The organism is Streptomyces sp. NBC_00289, from assembly GCF_041435115.1.
GTDB lineage: Bacteria > Actinomycetota > Actinomycetes > Streptomycetales > Streptomycetaceae > Streptomyces.
On the sequence record NZ_CP108046.1, the window covers coordinates 2,087,136 to 2,108,456 of the forward strand.

The 21,321-nt window shown below is 72.4% G+C and carries 19 protein-coding genes and 1 riboswitch; of the genes, 3 read left to right on the forward strand and 16 right to left on the reverse strand.

Going from position 1 to position 21,321, the window contains the following annotated elements; genetic code table 11:
• Positions 1-278: 278 nt before the first annotated feature.
• Positions 279-620, reverse strand: coding sequence for a DUF5713 family protein (locus tag OG985_RS09910; protein WP_371667897.1), 342 nt, complete (start codon positions 618-620; stop codon positions 279-281).
• Between the two features lie 83 nt (positions 621-703).
• On the opposite strand from OG985_RS09910, the gene OG985_RS09915 reads away from it, so the two are divergent.
• The gene (locus tag OG985_RS09915; protein ID WP_371667898.1) at positions 704-1,501 is read left to right on the forward strand and encodes an N-formylglutamate amidohydrolase; all 798 of its coding nucleotides are present in this window, start codon (positions 704-706) and stop codon (positions 1,499-1,501) included.
• 12 nt (positions 1,502-1,513) lie between these two features.
• Here OG985_RS09915 and OG985_RS09920 read toward each other — a convergent pair whose 3' ends face one another.
• The 3 genes from OG985_RS09920 to OG985_RS09930 are packed head-to-tail and all read right to left on the reverse strand — an operon-like array spanning position 1,514 to position 4,106.
• Positions 1,514-2,014: a hypothetical protein gene (locus tag OG985_RS09920; RefSeq protein ID WP_371667899.1), complete on the reverse strand. Its 501-nt coding sequence runs from the start codon at positions 2,012-2,014 to the stop codon at positions 1,514-1,516.
• Positions 2,015-2,037: 23 nt separating this feature from the next.
• Positions 2,038-2,676, reverse strand: coding sequence for an RNA polymerase sigma factor (locus OG985_RS09925; protein ID WP_371667900.1), 639 nt, complete (start codon positions 2,674-2,676; stop codon positions 2,038-2,040).
• Entirely contained in the window at positions 2,673-4,106 is a 1,434-nt protein-coding gene (locus OG985_RS09930) for a S8/S53 family peptidase (protein ID WP_371667901.1), read from the reverse strand. The genes OG985_RS09925 and OG985_RS09930 overlap by 4 nt, the downstream gene beginning before the upstream one ends.
• A gap of 149 nt (positions 4,107-4,255) precedes the next feature.
• Here OG985_RS09930 and OG985_RS09935 point away from each other — a divergent pair, with 149 nt between their 5' ends.
• Positions 4,256-6,832, forward strand: coding sequence for a CHAT domain-containing protein (locus OG985_RS09935; protein ID WP_371674319.1), 2,577 nt, complete (start codon positions 4,256-4,258; stop codon positions 6,830-6,832).
• A gap of 46 nt (positions 6,833-6,878) precedes the next feature.
• On the opposite strand, the gene OG985_RS09940 is transcribed toward OG985_RS09935, so the two are convergent.
• Positions 6,879-8,708, reverse strand: coding sequence for a LuxR C-terminal-related transcriptional regulator (locus OG985_RS09940; protein WP_371667902.1), 1,830 nt, complete (start codon positions 8,706-8,708; stop codon positions 6,879-6,881).
• A 96-nt stretch (positions 8,709-8,804) separates the two neighbouring features.
• Between OG985_RS09940 and OG985_RS09945 the strand changes: the two genes are divergently transcribed.
• Positions 8,805-9,893, forward strand: a complete 1,089-nt coding sequence (locus tag OG985_RS09945; protein ID WP_371667903.1) for a M12 family metallopeptidase — start codon at positions 8,805-8,807, stop codon at positions 9,891-9,893.
• A gap of 149 nt (positions 9,894-10,042) precedes the next feature.
• Here OG985_RS09945 and OG985_RS09950 read toward each other — a convergent pair whose 3' ends face one another.
• The 11 genes from OG985_RS09950 to OG985_RS10000 all read right to left on the reverse strand — a co-directional run bounded on the left by OG985_RS09950 (position 10,043) and on the right by OG985_RS10000 (position 21,309).
• Positions 10,043-11,194, reverse strand: a complete 1,152-nt coding sequence (locus tag OG985_RS09950) for an LLM class flavin-dependent oxidoreductase (RefSeq protein ID WP_371667904.1) — start codon at positions 11,192-11,194, stop codon at positions 10,043-10,045.
• Entirely contained in the window at positions 11,187-12,278 is a 1,092-nt protein-coding gene (locus OG985_RS09955) for an LLM class flavin-dependent oxidoreductase (protein WP_371667905.1), read from the reverse strand. Before OG985_RS09955 ends, OG985_RS09950 begins: the two co-directional genes overlap by 8 nt.
• Positions 12,275-13,648, reverse strand: a complete 1,374-nt coding sequence (locus tag OG985_RS09960) for an NtaA/DmoA family FMN-dependent monooxygenase (RefSeq protein WP_371667906.1) — start codon at positions 13,646-13,648, stop codon at positions 12,275-12,277. Before OG985_RS09960 ends, OG985_RS09955 begins: the two co-directional genes overlap by 4 nt.
• A gap of 20 nt (positions 13,649-13,668) precedes the next feature.
• A complete protein-coding gene (locus OG985_RS09965; protein ID WP_371667907.1) occupies positions 13,669-14,865 on the reverse strand; it encodes an LLM class flavin-dependent oxidoreductase in 1,197 nt (398 codons plus the stop codon).
• A gap of 76 nt (positions 14,866-14,941) precedes the next feature.
• On the reverse strand, positions 14,942-15,028 hold the full coding sequence (locus tag OG985_RS09970; protein ID WP_371674320.1) for a putative leader peptide: 87 nt from the start codon (positions 15,026-15,028) through the stop codon (positions 14,942-14,944).
• Positions 15,029-15,203: 175 nt separating this feature from the next.
• Positions 15,204-16,226, reverse strand: coding sequence for an ABC transporter substrate-binding protein (locus tag OG985_RS09975; protein ID WP_371667908.1), 1,023 nt, complete (start codon positions 16,224-16,226; stop codon positions 15,204-15,206).
• Positions 16,227-16,304: 78 nt separating this feature from the next.
• Positions 16,305-17,090, reverse strand: a complete 786-nt coding sequence (locus tag OG985_RS09980; protein WP_371667909.1) for an amino acid ABC transporter ATP-binding protein — start codon at positions 17,088-17,090, stop codon at positions 16,305-16,307.
• A complete protein-coding gene (locus OG985_RS09985; RefSeq protein WP_371667910.1) occupies positions 17,087-18,070 on the reverse strand; it encodes an amino acid ABC transporter permease in 984 nt (327 codons plus the stop codon). Before OG985_RS09985 ends, OG985_RS09980 begins: the two co-directional genes overlap by 4 nt.
• A gap of 408 nt (positions 18,071-18,478) precedes the next feature.
• A riboswitch (SAM riboswitch) is annotated at positions 18,479-18,587 on the reverse strand.
• An 88-nt stretch (positions 18,588-18,675) separates the two neighbouring features.
• Positions 18,676-19,545: a glutathione S-transferase C-terminal domain-containing protein gene (locus OG985_RS09990; RefSeq protein WP_371667911.1), complete on the reverse strand. Its 870-nt coding sequence runs from the start codon at positions 19,543-19,545 to the stop codon at positions 18,676-18,678.
• Positions 19,546-19,680: 135 nt separating this feature from the next.
• Positions 19,681-19,806, reverse strand: a complete 126-nt coding sequence (locus tag OG985_RS09995) for a putative leader peptide (protein WP_371667912.1) — start codon at positions 19,804-19,806, stop codon at positions 19,681-19,683.
• Positions 19,807-20,121: 315 nt separating this feature from the next.
• Positions 20,122-21,309, reverse strand: a complete 1,188-nt coding sequence (locus tag OG985_RS10000; protein WP_371667913.1) for an ABC transporter ATP-binding protein — start codon at positions 21,307-21,309, stop codon at positions 20,122-20,124.
• Between the last annotated feature and the right edge of the window lie 12 nt (positions 21,310-21,321).

The window sequence follows — 21,321 nt, forward strand, 5'->3', positions numbered from 1 at the left end:
CGCCCGGGTTCCAACCGCCTTCCGCGGCGCGGGGGTACGGCTCGGCCGGTGCGTACACCGGTCCGAGCCGGCTCCTCACCACGAGGTCGGCGCCCGGTGCTCGGCGCGCCCGCCGTCGCAGGTCGACCTGCGACGGCGTCAGCCCGCGCGCCAGGCCCGGCAGCCCGTCGGCCGCGCGGTGTCCAGGAGTCGCGCGCGTACGGCGATGCGGTGGGCGGCCTGCGATGCGGCCCAGCTCGTGGACGGTCGTGCTGCGACACCGGGCCAGGGCACCGGCCTCACCACTCGCGGGTGGCGATCAGCTCCTCCACGTCCGCCTCCGCGAAGCCGTACGCGTCGGCGACGAACCAGAAGTTCTCGGCTATCTCCTCACGGGCCACCGTCTCGATCTCGCTGCCGGCCTCCTCGAACGCCGCCTCCAGGTCGTTGAACTCCCCGGTGGCCGCCCGGGTCAGGGCATACAGGGCGTCGAGGTCGGCGGGCCGTTCGGCCTCGATGCGCTCGCACAGGGCGAGGAGGATCGCCCTGCCCCGGTCCACCACGTGGTCGGGGTAGTAGTCGTCCCTGTACAGGGCGCGCAGGAACGGATGGGCGCTCACCCGCTCGTTGCTGATCGGCATGACGGTCCTCGGCGTGCTCGGTGATGTGGCATGTGGCACCTTGATCCTGCCCGAGACCACTGACACCGCCCCCGGAGCAGCCCGTGCCTCCTGTCGCACCGTCCTTCGAGTTCCTGCCCGGAGCGGACGCGTCCCCGGTGATCCTCCATGTTCCGCACTCCGCGCGGGAGATCCCGCCGGCCGTCCGCGCGGGGATCGTGCTGGACGACGGAGAGCTGGAGCGGGAGCTCGACCACATCACCGACGCGCACACCGCACGGCTCGCCGACGAGGCCGCACGGCTGGCCGCGGTCGCCCCGTGGCGGTTCGTCAACCGGCTCTCCCGGCTGGTCGTCGACCCCGAGCGGTTCCCGGACGAGCGGGAGGAGATGCTCTCGGTGGGCATGGGCGCGGTGTACACGCGGACCACGCACCGTGCCGTGCTACGGCCCGCGGACACCGACCCCGAGCCGTTGGTCGCGCGGTATTTCCGCCCGTACGCCCGGGCGATGACCGACGCCGTGGCGGACCGGCTGGCCGCCACGGGCCGGGCCGTGATCGTGGACGTGCACTCCTATCCCACCGAGCCGCTGCCGTACGAGCTGCACGGCGCGGGCCCCCGGCCGCCGGTCTGCCTGGGTACCGACCCTTCCCACACGCCGCCCGAACTGCTGGACGCCGCCCGGCGGGCGTTCGCGGGACTCGGTGACACAGGGCTCGACAGTCCGTTCAGCGGCGCCTATGTGCCGCTGGAGTTCTACGGCACCGAGCAACGGGTCGGTGCCCTGATGGTGGAGATCCGCCGGGACACGTACATGACCGAGCCGGGCGGTCCGGCAGGCCCCGGGCTGTCCCGGCTCGCCGAAGCGCTGGCGGAGCTGGTGGACGCGGTGACGGGGTGACGTCGAGGCGGCTCACGCCCGCAGCCACTCCGTGACCACCGTCTCCCCGTCGGTCCGCAGCCGCAGCGCGAACGGACCGGTGGGGGCCGCAGCGGATGCGAAGCGCCCCATGTCGTCGGCCTCCAGGGGCGCGGCCGACTGCGGGCCGGTGAGCACCTCGATCCGGGCCGCCCGCGGAGGCAGCAGCTGCCCCATCAGGCCCTGCGCGCTCACCTCCACGTCGATGGTCACCCCGTCCGAGTGGAAGGTCAGCATCCGCGGCACGTCCGCGGCACCTCTGACCGGGAGGGCGTCGACCACCGAGTCGAAGGTCAGCTCCGCGATACAGGCGTCGAGGTCGTGCAGCGCGTAGGCCTCGACGGCGATGCGGCCCAGCTCCGCCGGCACCGGGTCCAGGATGGCGGCGGCCCGGCGCAGCTCCTCCTCCAGCAGGTCGGCGTCGAACTCCGTGCCGTCGAAGCCCTCTTCACCGAGAGCCTCGTCCTCCGGGTCCATGCCGTTCGGATCGTTCATTCCGTTTAAGTCGTCCATGTCGTTCACAAGGCTTCCCGTGCGTCGAGTCGGGCCCGCAGGCGGCGCAGACAGCGCTGGCGCAGCGGGCCGATGCTGCCGACGGCGATGCCCAGTGCCGCGGACACCTCCTGGTAGCTGGGCGGTGGCGAGGCCATCAGGATGCGCAGCAACTGCCTGCACCGATCGCCGAGTTCCCCGAACTCCTGCCACAGATGCCGAATCCGCTCGGTCTCGGCGGCGGCCTCCTCCGAGTCGATGAGGAACTCCTCGGGCGTACGGTCCTCGCTGATCCGGTCGAGCAGATGCGGATCGTCCGTGGGCGTCAGCCGCCGCAGGCCCTTGAGCACCTTCAGGCACTCGTGGCGGGCGGTGCTCGCCAGCCACGACCCGGCCTTCTGCGGTTCGCGGATCCGCCCCAGGTGCTGGGCGAAACGGAACCACACGGTCTGGTAGACCTCGTGGCCGTCGGCGTCGGAGAGCCGGTGTGCGCGCACCACCGACCACACCAGCGGGCTCAGCCCCTCCACCAGCGCTTTCCAGGCCGCCGCGTCGCCGTCGACGGCTGACTGGACGAGCGCGCCGACATCTGCACGGTCCACGGCCCCACCCCTCGTGTACGGCAAGTCATCGTACGCCGCGGAGGGGGCGGCTCCGACCCTCATGACCCGTAAGCCAGCTGCACGACGGGGGCCGGGCGCCAGCTGGACGGACGGAGCGCCGGTACGTGCGCCCCACGCACTTCGGCGAACTCCGTGTTGGCCGCGAGCAGTTCCCGCCGGGCGGCACGCGCGTCGGGTTCCTTGTGCGCGGTCATGTGGGCGGCGATCATGCCGGCCACCACGGGAGTGGCGAAGGAGGTGCCGCTCCAGTACGCGAAGCCGTCGAACAGCACCCGGTCGGGTGTGGCCGTGCTGCCGTCCTCGCTCAACAGGCCGGTGTGCGGCGGGTACTGGCAGGTGCAGTTGTAGGCGAAGCCGAACCGGCAGTCGTCGTAGGTGGAGTGGTGGTACACGTACGGGACGGGCGCGTCGAAGCCCGTGAGGGAGCTGACCAGTCGCTCGCCGGGCGCGTAGGCCTTGACCCAGCCGCCGTGGTTGCTGAAGCAGGCACCGAACTCGCCGTCGCTGCGCAGCGCTCCGACCGACAGCACGGCGTCCTGGTAGTCGGGCAGGTCCGCGTAGGCGGCGGGCCAGAACGGCGTGGCGCTGGCGTTGTTGCCGGCGGCCGCGACGAGCAGGGTGCGCTGGTTCCGCAGCTCCTCCATGAAGGCGTCCATGCCGAGCAGGCCGTCGGTACGGCCGTTGGAGGTGCCGGCGGACAGGCTGAGGACCGCGGGCCAGCCGTGCCGGTCGACGGCCTCGAAGAGCTTCGCGCCGAACTCGGACTCCAGGACGGCGCCCGCGTCGTTCAGGGTGTTGCGTACGGTGACGTCCGTGTTGGGCGCGACGGCCGCGACGATCCCGGCGATGAACGTGCCGTGGCCCACGTACTGCTGCAGGACGCCCTGTTCGTCGGTCTCCTGGATCTGGGCGTCGCCCTGGGTGTGGGCCAGCAGCGGGTAGGAGCGGTAGTCGTGCATGAGGCCGTTGTCGATGACGAGGACGCCGATGGCGGTGTCGGCGTCGTAGGCACCCTCGACCACCGCCGGGTTGGGCCCGCCGGTGAGCGGGGCGGGCAGCGGCTCGTCGCCGGGGCAGGCGTTGACGGGGGCGATGGACACCACGTGGTTGCGGCTGACCAGGCGTCGCCCCGTGCGCCCCTCCGCCTCCCTGAGCGCGCGCAGGGCGCCGGCGACCGCCCGGTCGCCCCGTCGGTCGCCGTGGCCCGGATCGCCGACCTGGATACGGGTGATGCCCGTGCGGTTGGTCTCCGGACTCGCCCGGCGCACCTGGTCGGAGACCAGCCCGGTGGCGGCGGTGAAGTGCGTGCGCACGGTGTCCTCGACGACGCGGGCCTCCTCGCCGTCGCGGGCGAGGACGACGCCCTTCTCGTAGAAGAACTCGGCCGCGTCGTCCGGCCCCATCGCCAGGGGAACGTCGGGCATCGAACGCTGGATCTGGTCGAACTGCTCGTGGAATCGCTGAGGTGCCATGGCGTGTCCCTCCCACAGAAGCGGTGGTCCTCAATCAGAGCGGCCGGGCCGTCGATTGATACAGCGCCAAACGCGTGTGGGGTGCAACAGGGAGCACTACCATGCGTGGAGTGACAGCGGGAAGCGACTCTGTTCTCGAACTCCTGCCGATGGTGTTCGCCGCCCCGGGCGAGGCTCTGGCGAGGGCGGAGAGCCTGCTCGACAACGATGCTCCACCGTTGCATGCCTCCGTCGCCCACCAGGTGATCGGCATCTGGCAGCGGGACTTCGGCGATCTGCGGCTCGCGCTCACCCATCTGCGGCGCGCCCGCGACCTCGCGGCGCGCGCGGAGTCGGCCGACCGCGAGGCGGACGTCCTCGGCACGCTCGGTGTGGCGCTGGTCCACGCGGGCCGCACCCGGCAGGGGCTCACCGCCTTCGAGCGGGGCGTCGCGCGCGGCACCGGCCTCACCCGCGCGCGTGTCCTGTACCGGCGGGCCTACGTCTGGTGGGTGCTGGGCCGTCACGGCGAGGCGCTGGAGGACGTACGCCGGGCGATCGCCGTACTGCGGCAGGCCGACGACGTGATCTGGACGGCACGGGCGCTGACCCTGCGCGCGACCGTGCACCTCGCGCTGGGGGCGGTGGAGCGCGCCGACGCCGACTTCTCCGCCGCCGAGGCACTGTGGGACACCACCGGCCAGGAGCACGACAAGGCCGACGCCGTGGAGAGCCGGGGCCTCGCCGCGTTCCGCTCGGGTGACGTCCCGGTGGCGCTGCGGCTGCTCGACGAGGCCGAGGAGCGGTACGCCAAGCTCGGCACGCCGACGTTCATGCTGAGCATCCGGCGCGCCGAGGTCCTGATGGCCGCCGGCCTCGCTCCCGAGGCGCTCGCGGAGGCCGACGCGGCAATCGGCGTTCTCGACGGCATCGGCGGGCAGTCCACCCGCAAGGCGGAACTGCTGCTCGTCGCCGCCCGGGCCGCCCGGCTCGCCGGCGACCCGCACACCGCGATCGCGCGCGCCGCCCTGGCGGTACGGCTGTTCGCGGGGCAGCGGCGCACCTGGTGGGAGACGCACGCCCGGCTGGTGCTGATCGAGGCGCGGCTGGCCGCCGGGCGCGGTTCGGGCCGGCTGGTCGCGGACGCGGCCGCGGTGGCCGACCGGCTGGCCGGCTTCGGCGCGCCGACCGCGCCGGAGGCCTCGCTGCTCGCGGGCCGGACGGCGCTGGGCCTCGGCTGGACGGCGGACGCCGAACGGCACTTCGCCGTCGCCGCCCGCAGCCGGCACAGCGGGCCGCCGCTCGCCCGGCTGACGGGCTGGGTGGCGCAGGCGCTGCGGGCCCGGGCCGCCGGATCCGGCCGGGGGGTCCTGGAGGCCTGCCGGCGCGGCCTCGACGTACTCGACGACCATCGGATGACGCTCGGCGCCTCGGAGTTGCGAGCCCGCGCCACCGAGCAGGGCGCGGAGCTGGCCGCGCTCGCCCAGCGGGCCAGTCTCGACTCGGGCGGCCCGCGGCGGCTGCTGGTGTGGAGCGAGCGGTGGCGGGCCACCGCGCTGTCCGCGCCGCCGACCCGGCCGCCCGCCGACCCCGCGCTGCTCAGCGGCCTGACGGCGTTCCGCGAGATCGCCGCCCGCGCGGAGGCCGCCCGCATGGACGGTCACCCGGTCCTGGCGCTGGAGCGGGAACAGCGGCGCCTGGAACGGGAGATCCGCTCGCGGACCCTGCACATCCGCGGCGAGTCCCCCGGCGACGGGCACCGGTTCGACCCGGGCAGGCTGCTGGAACGCCTCGGTGACGACGTACGCCTGGTGGAGCTGGCCGTGCTCGACGGGCGGGTGCACGTGCTGCTGTGCGGGCAGGGGCGGGTGCGGCGGTTCGAGGCGGGACTGCTGTCCGACGCGGAACGCGAGGCCGAGCATGTGCAGGCCGGGCTGCGGCGGCTGGCCCATCCGGGGGCCGAGGCGAGGCTGCCGGTGGTGGAGGCGGCCGGGCGGCGCTTGGAGGAGCTGCTGCTCGGACCGGCCGCGGCGCACCTGGGCGGCGGGCCCGTCGTGGTGGTGCCGCCGGGCCGGCTGCACCGTGTGCCGTGGGCGCTGCTGCCCTCGCTGCGCGAGCGGGTGCTCAGCGTGTCGCCGTCGGCGAGCAGCTGGCTGCGCGCCCGGGAGACCGAGCCGCCGCCCGGGGGCCGCCAGGTGCTGGTGCGTGGACCGGGCCTCGCCACCGGCGGCGCGGAGGTGCCCGAACTGGCCGCCCGCTACGGCAGTCCCGTCGTGCCGGTCGTGCTGGAGGAGGACGACGCGCGCGTGCCCCGTGTCCTGGCGGAACTCGACGGTGCGGCGCTGGCCCACATCGCCGCGCACGGCACCTTCCGCGCGGACAGTCCCCTGTTCTCGGCGCTGCGGATGGCCGACGGCCCGCTGATCGTCCACGACTTCGAGCGCCTGGACCGCAGTCCGTACCGGATCATCCTGTCCTGCTGCGACACCGCCCGGTTCGCGTCGGTCGGCGCCGACGAGCTGCTCGGTCTGGTCACCGCCCTGCTGCCGCTGGGCACGGCGGGGGTGGTGGCGTGCAGCGCGCCCGTCAACGACGCCGCCGTGGTGCCGTTGATGCTGGCGCTGCACAAGGGGCTCAGCTCCGGTCTGTCCCTGGCCGAGGCGCTGCGCGACGCCCGGAGCGCGCTGCCGGGCGACGCGGTGCACCAGGCCACGGGGTGGGCGTTCACGGCGTTCGGGGCGGCCTGACCCCTCCCCCGATCACGGGGGTCAGACCGCCGGTCCGGTGCGTGGTTCAGGCCGGCTGGGCCTCCGGCGTCTCCACGAGCCAGGACAGCGCGGCGCGGTCGCCGGTGCCGAGGCGGGCGTACGCGCTGTACAGGTGGTTGCCGACGGTACGGATCGACAGGGTGAGCTGTTCCGCGATCTGCCGGTTGCTCAGCCCCGCGGCGGCGAGGGTGACGATCTGCCGCTGCCGGGTGGTGAGTTCACCGAGGACCAGCCCGGACAGGGCCGGGGTGCGGGCGCCCTGGCAGCGCCGGGCCAGGGCGGCGGCGCGGGTGCGTGAGGTGCGGGCGGCGCGCGGGTCGCGGTGAGCCCGGACGGCCTGGGCGTGCGCCTCGGCGGCGAAGAGCAGGAAGCCGCGCTCCGCCAGCAGCTCCGCCGCCCGGTCCAGGGCGGGTCCGTCGGCACGGGCGAGCGCGGTGGCGTGCGCGGCGAAGACCCCCGGCAGCCGGCCGGCGGCCTTCTCGGGCGCGCCGAGTCGTACGGCGTCGTAGGGCTCGTCGCCGACCGCCGCGAGCGCCGTACCGATGTCACCGCGCGCGACCGCGAGCCAGGTGTCGGCCGCGCCGCCGACGACCCCACGAGCGGTCGCCGCTTCACCGGGTCGGGCCGTCGTGGCGTCGCCGTCCCGGGCGACCGTCCCCTCGCCGGACTGGGCGGCGGCGAGGGCGAGTTCGGTCCGGCACGGCGGGTCGTCCGCCGCGCCGCGCAGGCCCTCGCGCGCCCAGGCCGCCGCTTCCCGCAGTTCTCCCCGCAGCCGCGAGAACCGCGCGCGGACGGCCGCGTATCCGGCCGGGACCGGCGCGCCCTCCGCCACCAGCCACTCCCCGACCGGCGTGGGCGTCGTCCGTACGTCGGCCGCCTCGATCCGCCGGGTCAGCTCGGCCTCCTCGGACTCCAGGGCGGCCTTCCACTCCTCCGGTCCGCGCGCCAGCCGCCTGGCCCGCAGGCGTCCGGCCGCCGCGCGCAACGCGGGGCCGTGCAGGGGGTGGGCAAGCCGGACGGCGCCGTGGTCCTCGACGCGGACCAGGCCGTCGGCCTCCAGGCGTTCGAGGCGGCGCAGGTCGAGGTCGTCCATGTCGAGCGGTAACGGTTCGCCGAAGGCCAGGAGTTCGAGGAGGTCACGCTCGTCGGGGTCGGTGCGGTCCAGGACCCGGGCCGCCCGTTCCCGTACGGTCGCCGTGAGCGGGAGCGGGCCGCGCCAGGCCCATTCGTCCGGGCCCGGAACGCGAACGCGGCGATCGCGTACGGCGCCCACCAGGTCGCGCAGCAACCGCAGGTCGCCCTGGCACAGGCGGTACAGGCGGTGGAAGGTCAGGGGTTCCGGTCCGGCGGCCAGCAGCTGCGCCGTCTCCTCGCGGGGCAACGGCGCGAGGGCGAGCCGCGGCAGCACCTCCCCGGTCCACAGACGGGACACCGCGCCGGGCATCGGAGCGCCGTCCGTGGCGACGACCACCAGCCGGGTGCGTCCCTGCACGGCGAGCTGGTGGACCAGGGCGGCGGACGCGTCGTCCAGCAGATGCGCGTCGTCGACCAGCAACAGCCTTACCCTGGCCAGCAGTTGGACGGCGCGGTGCAGGGAGACCGTGTCGGGCAGCAGGTGGGCGAACGCGGCGAAGGGCAGCTGCCGGGTCTCGGGCGTCCCGGCCACCCTGGCACAGTCGCCGCCGCGCAGCGCCTCCGTGACGAGCCGGGTCTTGCCGCAGCCCGCCGGGCCCGTGACCGCGATGCCGGCGTGGCCGGCACTCACCGACCGGCGGACCAGATCGAGTTCGTCCGTGCGTCCGGTGAACGGCCAGGGCAGTTCCAGGGTCTTCGCGTCCCGCTCGAAAGTCGTCACGAGAACTAGAGGCCGCCTACTCACTCCTGATACAGGGCGACTTGAGTAGCCCCCGACTCAGGCGCCCGAGGCCGCGTCGGCGGCAGTCTGAGCGTCATGACCGCACGCTACTGCTCCCTCGCGCAGCAGTCGGCCCCCGTCTTCGCACCGGGGCTGACCGCCGAGCGGATCGGTGCGCTCGTCGGGGGACGCCCGATGTGGGTCAACGGCACGGTCGTGCACTACTACTTCTTCGACGGCGACACCGACGGGTCCGTCATTCCCGTACCGGGAACCGGGCAGTCCCGGCGGGTGTCGTGGGCCGGTTCAAAGAAGCAACAGGACGTGGTGCGCGAGTGCTTCCAGGAGTGGCAGGACCTCGGCATCGGACTGTCGTTCGTCGAGGTCGCCGACCGCTCGGAGGCGGAACTGCGCGTCGGGTTCCAGCTCGGCGACGGATCGTGGTCGACCGTGGGCAAGGACGCGCTCCAGGTCGGTCTGCACGACCGCACCATGAACTTCGGCTGGGACCTGACCGCGCCCGGGGAGCGTGGGACGGCCCTGCACGAGATCGGGCACGCGCTCGGTCTGCTGCACGAGCACCAGAGCCCGTTCGCGGGCATCCACTGGGACGACGAGGCCGTGTACGCCGATCTGTCGGGCCCGCCGAACTTCTGGGGCCGGGACAGGACCTGGTTCAACATCCTGCGCAAGCTCGACCCGGACGAGGTCAACGGCTCCGTCTGGGATCCGCAGTCCATCATGGAGTACCCCTTCACGGCGGGACTGATCCTGGAGCCGGAGCAGTACCACTCGGGCCTCAACCCGCCCGGCACCCTCTCCCCCGCCGACAAGGAGTACGTCCTGCGCTGGTATCCGCCGGCCGGGCCCACCCGTCGGCCGACCGCGCTGGTGCCCTTCCGTTCGGCGCCGGTCGTGCTCGGCGCGGGCGAACAGGCCGACTTCACGGTGGAGCCGCCGGAGACCCGCGAGTACACCGTGGGCACCTTCGGCGACAACGACGCCGTCGTCGTGGTCTTCGAGGAGCGGGACGGGGAACCCCGCTACCTCGCCGGTGAGGACGACGGGGGAACCCCGCACAACGCCACCGTAAGGGCCCGTCTCGTCAAGGGCCGCCGCTACTTCGTCCGTGTGCGCCTGTACTCCACGTGGGGTTCGGGGGAAACCGCGGTCATGTGCTGGTGACAGCACGAGTCAGCCGCACACGGGCGGACGGACCACCGTCCGGCACCGGGGGAGCGGCCGGGGACGTCACCTTCGGGGGAGGGTGACGTCCCCGGCCACGCCACTCCCCCGCCGGGCTCTCGTACGACAGGCCGGTGGCGACCCGGGCGTCAGCCAGACCGGGCGGAGTGACCCCTGCGGCGCCACTCCTCCGCGAGGAGTTCGTACGAACGGACCCGGGCCGCGTGCCCGTGGGTGATCGTCGTGATGAGCAACTCGTCGGCCTGCGTGGCCTCCTGAAGCTGCTCCAACCGGTCGGCGACCCTGGCCGGGGAGCCGACGAACTGGGTGTCCAGGCGGTCCTGGACCAGCGCCCGGTCCTGCTCGTTCCACACGTGGGCGCGTGCCTCGTCCGGCGTCGGGAACTCGATGGCTCCCTCGGCCGTGCGGATGCTGCGGACCCACGGGCCGTAGCCGGTGGCGAGTTCGCGGGCGGTGTCGTCGTCCTCGGCGACGACGACGTCGGCCGACACACTGACATGCGGCTTGTCGAGGAACTCGGAGGGCTGGAAGAACGCCCGGTAGCCGTCCACCGCCTCCAGGACCGTGGCCGGGCTGACGTGGTAGTTCGCCGCGAAGCGCAGGCCACGGGCGCCGGCCGTCTCGGCGCTCTCGCCCCCGCTGCTGCCCAGGATCCACAGCTCGACGTCGGCTCCCTCCCCCGGTACGACGTGCGCCTCCTCGCCCTCCGGGGAGCGATAGGTGCCGGCCAGCAGGGCGAGGATGTCGTCGATCTGCTCGGCGTAGTCCTGGGACTGGGCGCCCGGCAGCAGAAGCAGCCGGCGCTGCAGCGCGATCCGGGGCGAGCCGAGCAGGTGCTCGAAGGAGAAGCGGGGCGGGATGCGCAGACCGTTGGGTGCGCGGCCGTCCACGACGGGCGTCGCCGTCGGCGGCGCCGCCGTGGCCGTCGCCCCGGGTGGGCGGCCGCCGGAGCGGCCGAGGCCGAGGTCGAGTCGGCCCGGGTGCAGCGCGTCGACCAGGCCGAACTCCTCGACCGTGGACAGCGCGGTGCGGTGGCCGAGTTGTACGGCCCCGGAGCCGAGCCTGATGGTGGAGGTGGCGGCGGCGGTGAGGGCCAGGACGACCGCGGGGGACGTGCCCGCGACGCCGGGGTTGAGATGGTGTTCGGCGAACCAGTAGCGGGCGTATCCGAAGCTCTCGGCCCGCTGCGCCAGGTCGATGGAGTTGCGCAGCGCGTCGGCCGCGGTGGCACCGGACGCGATCGGGACCAGGTCGAGGACGCCGAGCGGGATCTCAGACATGGGCGGGCTCCTCGGCCGGCGAGGTCGCCGGGAGCACCGGCCCCCACGCGAAGGGCGGATCGGGTATCTCGCGGCGCAGGACCGGCGCGACCGCGGACTGGAAGAGCTCCAGCGAGTCGCGGTGCCGGGTGTCCGTCAGTCCGCCCGCGTCGGCGTGCAGATGCAGCACGGTGTGCCCGAACTGCTCGTGGTAGCGGTGCACCTTGTCGATGATCTGCTGCGGGCTGCCGACGAGCGCCGAGCTGCGCTCGACGAAGTCCTCCAGGGTGGCGAAGACGGGTTCCAGGCCCAGCCGTTTCTGGAAGGCCAGGTTGCCTTCGAACACCGGCCGGTAGGCGGCCAGCGCCTCCTGTGACGTCGGGGCCGCGTACAGACCCGCGGTGCCGGCTCCGACGGCGATGTCCGCCGGGTCGTGGCCGTAGTGCTCCCAGCGCTCGCGGTAGTGGCGGATCAACTCGGCGTACGGCTCGATGGGGTTGGTGACGTTCGCGGAGAACAGCGGGTCGCCGTAGCGGGCGGCGAGGTCGACCGACTCCTTGCTGGTGGCACTGCCGTGCCAGACCCGGACGGGCTGCTGCAACGGCCGCGGCCACACCTCGGCGTCGGTGAGCTCGGGACGGAAGCGGGTCCGGGCGGTGACCTTGTCCTGCCTCCAGATCTGCCGGAACACCTCGTAGCTCTCGGCGTTGCGCTCCCACTGGTCCTCGGGCGTGACGTCGAACAGGTCGCGCTGGGCGGCGCCGTTGCCCTTGCCGATGATCAGCTCAAGGCGTCCGTCGGAGAGATGGTCGAGGGTGGCGTAGTCCTCGTAGGCGCGCACCGGGTCGAGGAGGCTCAGCGTGGTCACGGCGGTGAACAGGCGGATGCGGCGGGTGAGCGCGGCGATGTGGCTGAGGACGACCGGCGGCGAGGAGGAGATGAACGGCCGCTCGTGCCGCTCCCCCACCCCGAATCCGTCGAAGCCCAACTCCTCGGCGAGCACCGCGTTGTCCAGGACCTCGCGGAAGCGCTCGTGCGTCGGCTTCCGTACGCCGGTCACCGGGTCCGGGGCGTGCACGATCAGGGTGATCGCGAGGAACCTCACGAGGCCGCCCGCTCTTCGGCCACGGCGTCCGGGTGGGCGAGGCCCAGGTGGTCGCGCAGGGTGGGGCCCTCGTACTCGGTACGGAAGACGCCCTGCTCCTGGAGCAGCGGGACGACCTTGTCGGCGAAACCGTCGAGGCCGCCCGGGGTGATGTGCGGGACGAGGATGAAGCCGTCGCTCGCGTCGGCCTGTACGTAGTCGTTGATGGTCTTCGCGACGGTGGCCGGGGAGCCGACGAAGTTCTGCCGGTTGCCCGTCTCGATGACCAGGTCACGGATCGACCAGTTGTTGGCCGCCGCCCGCTCGCGCCACTCGCGCGCGACGGCCAGCGGGTCCCGGTACATCCGCACCTGGGCGCGGCCACGGGCGATGTGGTGCTCGCCGAGGTCCGGGTCGATGTCCGGCAGCGGGCCTTCCGGGTCGTACGAGGAGAGGTCCCGGTTCCAGACGAACTCCAGGTGCTTGATGGCCGTGGCGCCGCTGACCTGCCGGCGGCGCACCTCCCTGGCCAGCTCCTCGGCCTCGGCGTCGGTGTCGCCCAGCACGAAGCTCGCGGCGGGAAGGATCTTCAGCTGGTCGTGGCCGCGGCCGTACTTGGCGAGGCGGCTCTTGACGTCCGTGTAGAACTCCTGGCCCTCCTTGAGGGTGGCGTACCGGCTGAAGATCGCGTCGGCGCCGGAGGCGGCGAACTCGCGGCCCTCGTCGGAGTCGCCGGCCTGGAAGATGACCGGGCGGCCCTGCGGGGAGCGCGGGACGTTGAACCGGCCCTCGATGTCGAAGTGTTGCCCCTGGTGCACGAAGGCGCCGGCCTTGGCGTCGCTCAGGAAGGTGCCGGAGGCCTGGTCGGCGAGGATCTCGTCGCCGTGCCAGGAGTCGAAGAGCTCGTGGGTGGTGGCCAGGAACTCCTTGGCGCGGGAGTAGCGCTCGTCCTGCGGCAGGAAGCCGCCACGGCGGAAGTTCTCGCCGGTGAAGGCGTCCCAGGAGGTGACGACGTTCCAGGCGGCGCGGCCGCCGGAGAGGTGGTCGAGGCTGGCGAACTGGCGGGCGACCTCGTAGGGCTCGTTGAAGGTGGAGTTGATGGTGCCGGTCAGGCCGAGGTGGTCGGTGACGGCGGCGAGGGCGGCGAGGACGGTGAAGGTGTCGGGGCGGCCGACGACGTCCAGGTCGTAGATCTTGCCGCCCTGTTCGCGCAGCCGGAGTCCCTCGGCGAGGAACAGGAAGTCGAACCTGGCGCGTTCGGCGGTCCGCGCGAAGTGCGCGAAGGAGCTGAACTCGATGTGGCTGCCGGCCGCGGGGTCGCTCCACACGGTGGTGTTGTTGACGCCCGGGAAGTGGGCGGCCAGATGGATCTGCTTCAGCGGCTTGCTCATGGGTCTGCGGTCCTTCCGGCTCAGGCGGTGGCGTAGCGGCTGGCGGGGCGGGTCAGGCCCAGCAGTCCGCGCAGGGTGTCGGCCTCGTACGTGCGGCGGAAGGCGTCGCGGCGCTGGAGTTCCGGGACGAGGCCCCGGGTGATGGCCGGGAGGTCGTGGCCGTGCACGGCGGGGCGCAGCCGGAAGCCGGTGAGACCGGCAGCTCGCAACTCCTCCAGCAGGTCCGCGAGTTGGGCCGGGGTGCCGGTGAAGATCCGGGCGTCGCTGCGGTACTCCTCGCCGGCCAGGGTGTCGAGGCGGTCGCGGCGGGCGGCGGCCTCGGCCGGGTCGTCGTCGAGGAAGACCACCAGATCGCCGAAGACGTGCACCGGCTCGGCGGCACGTCCGGCCGCCTCCTGTTCGGCGCGGATCTCCGCGACGATCGCGCGGGCCTGGCCGGCGTCGTGCGGGGTGACGTATCCGATGTCGGCCTGGCGGGCCACCAGCCGGTACGGCACGGTCCGATGGGCGAGGGCGCTGACGACCGGCTGGCCCTGCGGCGGCCGGGGTGTGATCGACGGGCCCTTCACGCTGAAGTGGCCGCCCTCGAAGTCGATGTAGTGCAGCTTGTCGCGGTCGATGAAGCGGCCCGTGGTGACGTCCCGGATCTCCGCGTCGTCCTCCCAGCTGTCCCAGAGCCTGCGCACGGCCTCCACGTAGTCGGCGGCCTCGTCGAAGAGGTCGGTGACCAGCTCCTGGGCGTCGGGGCTGTCGAAGGCCTCGATGCGGGGGATCGTGCGCCGGCCGAAGTGGGCGGCCTCGTTGGAGCGCGCGGTGATCTGCACCCGCAGGCCGGCCCGGCCGGTGCTCACATAGTCGAGGGTGGCGATCGCCTTGGAGATGTGGAACGGCTCCGTGTGTGTGGCCACCACGGTCGGGACGAAACCTATGTGCCGGGTCAGCGGCGCGATGCGTGCGGCGAGCAGTACGGCATCGAGACGGCCGCGGACCTGGTCGGTGCGGTCGTCCGGCTCGAGGAGGTGCGAGGACTGCAGACCGAGGCCGTCCTCGAAGGTCACGAAGTCGAGCAGGCCGCGCTCTGCCTCGGCGACCAGGCCGGCCCAGTGGCCGGCGGTGAACAGGTCCTGGGGCCGGGACACGGGCTCCCGCCAGGAGGCGGGGTGCCAGCCGGTGCCGTCGAGGGCGACGGCGAGATGCAGCGAAGGAGAAGGGGACACGAGTGGGTGCCTTCCTGGAGGTCCGTACGAGAGCGCCGGCCCTCACGGGGAGGGGGGCCGGGCATGGGCAACGGGGTCAGGAGCAACAGAGCGCGCCGGCCACACGCTGGAGGTCGATGTGCGGCCGGGAGTGGAGGTGGACGGACCGCAGTACGCGTGCCATGTCCGTCACCTCCGTGCGTCGGGCCCGGTGGGCCGTGCGGGCCCGCGTCGAGCGCGTCTCGTCCCTCGTCACAACGGTCCCGGCGCGCCGTCTGTTCCGGGTCTGCGGACCCGGACGACGGTCGAGCGGCGGCGCGGGGTGGGGCCGGTCGACTCGTACGTCCGGATCGCGGTGATCAGGAGTCGGTCAGCGGCAGCCCGGGCGGGTTGACCTCGGACTTGGCGACCGCCTCGTTGGAGAGGTTCCAGGCGGCGAGCCACTTGGCGTACTGGCCGTTGTCTATCAGGTGGTTGATGGCGTCGGCGAGGGGCTTGGCGAGCCCGCTGTCCTTCTTGGCGGTCGCCGCGATCAGACCCTGGAGGGACGCGCCGGCGCCTGAGTAGGTGCCCGCGTTGACCGTCGGCGCGTTCGTGCGCGCGGTCTGGGTGACGTGGTAGGCGACGCTCGGGTTGGGGCTGAAGTAGGCGTCGATCTTGCCGCTGCTGAGCGCCAGGTAGGTGCTGTTGTTGTCCTGGAAGTACTTGATGGTGAGCTTCTTGCCCTCGCTCTCCAGCTTCTTCTTCCACGCGATCAGGATGCGCTCCTGGTTGGTGCCCGCGCCGACCGAGACGGTCTTGCCCGCGAGGTTCTCGTAGTCACCGTCGAACTTCCAGCCGGCGGACTTCAGCGCCTCGAAGCCGAGGTTGTCCTGCCGGTAGGAGGCGAACTCGTACTTCTTCTTCCGCTCCTCGGTGTCGGTGACGTTGGTGAAGGCCACGTCGACCTTCCCGCTGTCCATGCCGACGAAGAGGTTCTCCCAGGTGAACCGCTTGGTCTCGGCCTTCAGACCGAGCACCGCGGCGACCAGGCGGGCGAGATCGGGCTCCGAACCGGTGAGGGTCTTCTGGTCGCTGCCCACGTATCCCAGCGGCGCGGAACCGGACGGCAGAGTGCCGCTGCCGATCACGAGCTTGCCGCTCTTCCTGATGGCGTCCGGCAGTTCCGCGCTGATGGACTTGACCTCGGACACCTTGAGGGTGGTCTCCTTGGCGGCGCCGTTGGAGAACTGGCCCACGGTCACGGTTCCGGAGGCGCTCCCGGTGCTGGTGGCCGCGTCGCTGTCACCACCGCAGGCGGCGAGCCCGGTGGCGAGGGTGGCGACCGCGGTGGCCGCGGTGATGCCGCGAAGCAGGCTGCGTCGGGTGAGGTGGGTAGGCATGGCCGTCCTTTGTCGCTGAGGAGAGAGGGTGAAGGGTGAGGCGTGGGGGGAAGTCGTGGGGCACGGTGTCCCGGTGGGTCAGAGCACCTTGCTGAGGAAGTCCCGCGTCCGCTCGTTGCGCGGCCGGTCGAGCACCTCGCCGGGCGGCCCCTGTTCGACGATCCTTCCGCCGTCGATGAAGACGACCCGGTCGGCGATCTCCCGGGCGAAACCGACCTCGTGGGTGACGATGACGAGGGTGGTACCGCTGGTCGCCAGATCCTTGATGACGGCGAGGACCTCGCCGACGAGCTCGGGGTCGAGGGCCGAGGTCGGCTCGTCGAAGAGGATGACGCCGGGCCGCAGGGCGAGGGCGCGGGCGATGGCCACGCGCTGCTGCTGGCCTCCCGACAGCTGCCGCGGATAGGCGCCGATCTTGTCGCCGAGGCCCACCCGGTCGAGCAGATCGCGCGCCAGCTCCAGGGCCCGGGGCCGGGACAGCCTCCCGGTGGCGACCGGCGCGGCGGCGACGTTGTCGAGAACGGTCAGGTGCGGGAAGAGGTTGAAGTTCTGGAAGACGAAGCCGATCCGGCTGCGCTGGGCCAGGATCGCCCGCTCGCTGAGCTCCTTGAGCCCCACGCCGTGCCGCCGTACGCCGATCAGCTCGCCGCCCACGCTGACGTGGCCGATCTCCGGCTTCTCCAGGTGGTTGATCACCCGTAGCAGCGTGGACTTGCCGGAGCCGGACGGGCCCAGGATGACGGTCACCTCGCCGGGCCGCACGGTCAGGTCGATGCCGTCCAGCACCCGGTGGGCGCCGTACCACTTGTGCACGTCGTGGATCTCGACCGCGGCGGGCGCGATCTCGAGGATCTCGGCGGTCATACGGCTGCCTCCCTGCGTATGCGGGCCCGCAGGTCGGTGAGACCGGTGCGCAGCTTCTGCAACGGCGTCGGCGGCAGGGAGCGCGTGGCGCCCCGGGCGTAGTACCGCTCGACGTAGAACTGGACGACGGAGACGAGGGTCGTGAGGATCAGGTACCAGACGGTGACGACCAGCAGCAGCGGCACGATGTCACCGGGATACGTGGAGCCCATCGACTGTGCGGAGCCGAACAGGTCGAGCAGGGACACGTAGAAGACCAGCGAGGTGCTCTTGATCAGGCCGATCAGCTGGTTGACGTAGTTCGGCGTGATGGATCTCAGGGCCTGCGGGAACACGATCTTCGTGAACTGGTAGCCCTTCGGCAGGCCGAGGGCGGCGGCCGCCTCGTGCTGGCCCTGGTCGACGGAGAGGATGCCGCCACGGACCACCTCGGCGGCGTACGCGGCCTCGTTGAGGCTGAGGCCGATCACGGCGACGACCATGTCGGTGGCGAGTTTCGACTCGTCGAACCTGAAGAAGGCGGGGCCGAAGGGCACACCGACGCTCAACGTCTGGTAGAGCGCGCTGAAGTTGTACAGGAAGATCAGGACCACGATCAGCGGCACCGAGCGCAGCACCCAGACGTAGGTCCAGCTGACCGCCCGCAGCACCGGGCTCTTCGACAGCCGCGCCAGCGCGAGCAGGATGCCGCCGAGCAACCCCAGCACGGCGCTGTACGCGGCGACTTCGAGGGTGATCAGGAGCCCGTCGACGATGGTCGGCCGCAGGAACCAGTAGCCGAAGCGGTCCCACTGGTAGAAGGGGTTGGAGACCAGGCCGTGGGCGAACTGGGCCGCCAGGACCAGGACCACCGCGGTGGCGATCCAGCGGCCGGGCCGACGCAGCGGCTGAACCCGCTGGGCGGTAAAGGATTTTGACGGGGTATCAGCGGGTGGCGGTGCCTCGGCGAGGGACACGGCGGCGCCAGGGGGTTCACTCATGGAGGGGCTCCGGCGGAGTCGGACACCTGGGACCGCGACGGCGTCGAGCGGCTACGGCGCGGCAGCGGGACGGGGACAGGCCTGCTGCGCGACGCGACGCACGGGATGGCGCGGAACCGGGGGCTGGGCGGACAACGGCACACCGCGCGGGCGGTGTTCGTCAGAAGACGGGTCGGCAGAGAGCCGAGAGGCGGTGCGGCGGCGCGGTCAGGCCTACGGAGAAGTCGTCAGCCTCGACAGCGGGCACAGCCCGGTGCGCTACACAGTGCGCTGCTGACGCGGAGCAGATCGACGGGGCGATCGGCGACCAGGCGGTTCACGCAGGGCGGTACGCAGCCCGAGGGGCGGCGTGCGGCCGTCCTGGGAGCTGCGTACATGTCGTCACCTGTCACTGTCACGGCCCAGTGGGCCTCGCGCTTACCGAAAGGGCATCCGGTCCGGTCGTCACCTGGGGCACCCCACCGCGTGCGAGGGTTGCCGGTCAGCTAGCCAGGGCTTGTCGCTGACACTCATGACCGTTCTGGGGCTGATTCAAGACAATCACCGAACGACTGTCAACGCCGGTCCATCAGGTGGACGGCCCGGGTGGACGGTTGGCCGGACGGCTACGGCCTGCGGGCGGCGTGGGCCGCCCAGTCGAGGATCTGTACGGCCGCGCCGGCGGCCTCCAGCCCCCGGCAGCGGGCGTGATGGCGGCGAGCGATGCCGTCGAGGTCGAGGTGGGCGGCGAAGGCCGGGTGGGCGGCCAGGTGGCGGGCGTGGGCCCACAGGGCGGGGTGGTCGGCGACGCGATGTACCGCCGCGGCGTCCAGGTGGTGGCGGTGCACGGTGTCGAGTTGGACCAGAGTGACCCACAACTCGACGTCGGCTGCGGTGAGTTGGTCGCCCACCAGGTAGTCGTGCGCGGCCAGCCGCCGCTCCAGCGATCCCAGCGTGGCGAACAGCGTGTCGAGCGCCGCCGCCCGCACCGTCGCGTCGACGTCGGCACGTCCGGCGCGCTGCGCGGCCGCGTCGACGCCGCGGGCGCACAGCCGTTCCACTGAGTGGATCTCCGTCTCGGCGCCGCACGGGTACAGCGCCGGACGGCCGCCGCCGAAGTGCCGGGCCAGGTCGCGCGTCACGTCCGGGGCGTGGGTGCTGACGATGCGGCCGGACCAGTCGTCGCTGAGCACCGGCCCCGCGGCCGCGCCGGCATACCGGTGCGCGCTCGCGTCGTACAGCGGACGCAGTGCGGAGTACCCCCCGTCGGAACAGTCGGGGACGGCGTCCAGGACGGTCACCGGACAGACGTCGGTGAGGCCGAGCAGGCTGTGGACCACGGCGATGCGCAGCCCGTTGGGACAGGCGGGCGAGAGATGGAGGCGGTAGCGGCGCGGTACGGCGTAGTGCCCGCTGCGCGCGTCCCGGCCGATGCGGCCGCGGAAGGCGGGGGCCGAGGATGCGGAGGTGGCGGGGGCGAGCGGCGTGACGGACATGGATCTCCCCGGGGTAGGTGCGCAGACGTACGCGCGGCGGAAGCGACGTCGGGCGATCGGCGTGCGGCGGGCACTCGCGCGCGCCGTCAGGGGCGGTGTCGTGGAGGACACCGGGGGCGCGGGGTGCGGCCGGGCTCAGCCGAGGGGCGGCCTGATCGCGCTGCAGACACGCTGCAGATCGATGTGGCGGCGGGAGGTCAGAAGGGGCGACGGCGGGGTCGTAGGGCTCACACGACTCCTGACCGGTCCGACGCGCCCCATGTTTCCCTACCTGTTCACTAGGATTCCCCTAGGGAGTGTGAATCCGCATCCAGGCCGCGTCAAGGGGACGTCCACCGACTGGTTGCGGCGGTGTGGGCGGAGCGCAGTAAGCGGCACTCGACGCGGTGCGTGTCGCAGCACGTGAAAGGGCCCCGCGGGCTCTCGCCCGCAAGGCCCTTCGCACCGTCGGGACCGGTCACGCAAGCCGCTTCAGAGGAGTGCCGTGCACCGGCCGCCGGGGCCGCCTGACACTACGCACCACCTCCACAGGGACACCCCTTCTCCGGGACGCCCGCGCAGTCGGCTGCCGCATCGTCAGTCCGCCCTCACGGGATGCGTGAGGTTCGTTCCGGTCGCCGGGTCGAACACGTGAGCCTTGGTCATGTCGACCTGCAGCTCCACCGTTTCGCCCTCGCGGGCAGACGTGGCGGCGTCGAGGCGGGCCACGATCTGATGGGTGTCCGCGCCGGTGTCGCGCAGACCCGAGTCCTTGGCGAGCTCCTCCAGTTCGGCAGTCGTCGCCGCCCCGCCCTCCGCGCTGAAGTAGGAATACACATCGGAACCCAGCGACTCCACCACCTCCACGGCGGCGGTGAAGACCGGGCCCGTCCGGTCCCGGTCGTGTGACAGGGCCGCGTCCTCGAAGGCCTCCGGCCGAAGCCCGAGGATGACCTCGCGAGGGGCGTTCTGCCTTTCCAGCGCCTGCCTCGTACGGTCGTCGAGGGTCAGATCGCCCAGGGGCGAGCGCAGGGCGCCGCCCTCCAAGGTGGCGTTCAGGAAGTTCATCGCCGGGGAGCCGATGAAGCCCGCGACGAAGATGTTGCGCGGCAAGTCGTACAGTTCGGCGGGTGTGCCGATCTGCTGGACCAGGCCCTGTCTCATGACCACGACCCGGTCGCCGAGCGTCATCGCCTCGGTCTGGTCGTGGGTGACGTACACGGTGGTCGTGCCCAGACGCCGCTGTAGCCGGGAGATCTGAGTGCGCATCTGTACCCGGAGTTTCGCGTCCAGGTTGGACAGCGGCTCGTCCATCAGGAACGCCTTGGGATCACGGACGATCGCCCGCCCCATGGCCACCCGCTGGCGCTGCCCGCCCGAGAGGTTGGCGGGCTTGCGCTCCAGGTGCTCGGTGAGGTCAAGGATCCGAGCGGCTTCCGTCACCTTGGCGTTGACGGTGTCCTTGTCCACCTTGGCCAGGCGCAGCGGGAAGCCCATGTTCTCCCGGACGTTCATGTGCGGGTACAGGGCGTAGCTCTGGAACACCATGGCGACGTCGCGTTCCTTGGGAGCCAGGTCGTTGACGACTCGGCCTCCGATGCGCAGGGTCCCCTCGGTGATGTCCTCAAGTCCGGCGATCATGTTCAGGGTGGTGGACTTGCCGCATCCCGACGGACCGACCAGGATCACGAACTCGCCGTCGGCGATCTCGAGGTCCACGTCCTTCACGGCGAGGGCCCCGTCGGGAAAACGTTTGGTGACTCCCTCAAGGATGATCTCGGCCATGGATGGTGCCTC